Source organism: Paenibacillus lignilyticus (assembly GCF_017942085.1).
Taxonomy (GTDB): domain Bacteria; phylum Bacillota; class Bacilli; order Paenibacillales; family Paenibacillaceae; genus Paenibacillus_Z; species Paenibacillus_Z lignilyticus.
In genome coordinates this window covers 1-1,100 of record NZ_JAGKSP010000045.1, presented here as the reverse complement: position 1 = coordinate 1,100, position 1,100 = coordinate 1, and the positions used below count along the sequence as shown (strand labels likewise).

Genomic DNA, 1,100 nt, shown 5'->3' with positions numbered 1-1,100 from the left:
GTACTACTCCCCTGTTCGTTTTCATTCGGAAGCATACGAGGAACTGCGTATTCTCATGGCAAACCGAGAGACGGTTACCAAGCGCCTCAACAGTGCGGTCAATCAGATTCATCGGTGGGTAGACATCGTCTTTCCCGAGCTCCGTCAGGTCTTTAAAATTCTCACCTGTACCAGCGCAATCGCAACACTCAGACTCTTCCCCTTGCCGGGAGAAATCAGTCGGTTAAACACGGAACAAGTCCTCAACGGTTGGAAGCAATATGTGAAGCGTCATGCTGGTGTTAAACGCGCTGAACTGCTCATTTCACTTGCAAAATCCAGTGTTGGCACTACCCAAGCACTCAAGGCTTACAAGCTTCATCTTGGGCAGTTGCTTGAAGAATATGACCTAGCCCAGCGCCAACTTGAACAGATTGGGCACGAGCTGCATCTCATTCTTGAACGCATTCCATACGCAAAGAAGCTGCTTGAAATACGAGGCATCAGTGCAACCAGTCTAGCTGGAGTGCTCGGCGAGGCTGGTGATCTAAGTGGCTATTCGCATGGAAATGCTCTGCTGCGGCATGCTGGGTTGAATCTAGCTGAGGCCAGTTCCGGAAAGTGGCGAGGAAAGATGGTTCTCAGCAAACGAGGTAGACCTCGGCTGCGTCACTTTCTCTATCTCATGACAATGTGTATGGTCATGACAAACCCGGAAATTCGGGCTTTACACCGCCACAATGTGGAGAAAAAGAACCTGAAGAAGATGAAATCCATTATGAAATTATGTAGTAAAGTAGCGCGTTTGCTCGTCAGCCTGGCAACTAGCAACCAGACTTACGATTCAACTCGAGTTGTCCCACAGGCAGCCTAAGATTAGTCGTTCCTCACCAGCTCAAGCATTCGCAGGATGACAAGAAGCACGGAGTAACGGGAGACATTACGCAAAAGGGCTCGGACCCGTTCCGTTAGAAAGACCGACCTCCACCCCTTAGTTAGATGTGACGAAGGAATGAAAGGGCTAAGACCCGTTGAGACATGGGAGCGAGAATCGCTAGGGTAAAGTGGAGACGTGCACATATGGAACAATATGGGTGATGCATCATTCACCTTTATTCCCG

The 1,100-nt window shown here is 49.5% G+C and carries 1 protein-coding gene; it reads left to right on the top strand.

Annotation, left to right across the window (positions count from 1 at the left end; translation table 11 throughout):
- On the top strand, positions 1-853 hold an 853-nt coding region (locus I8J30_RS32585; RefSeq protein ID WP_210664499.1), incomplete at its 5' end, for a transposase.
- Between the last annotated feature and the right edge of the window lie 247 nt (positions 854-1,100).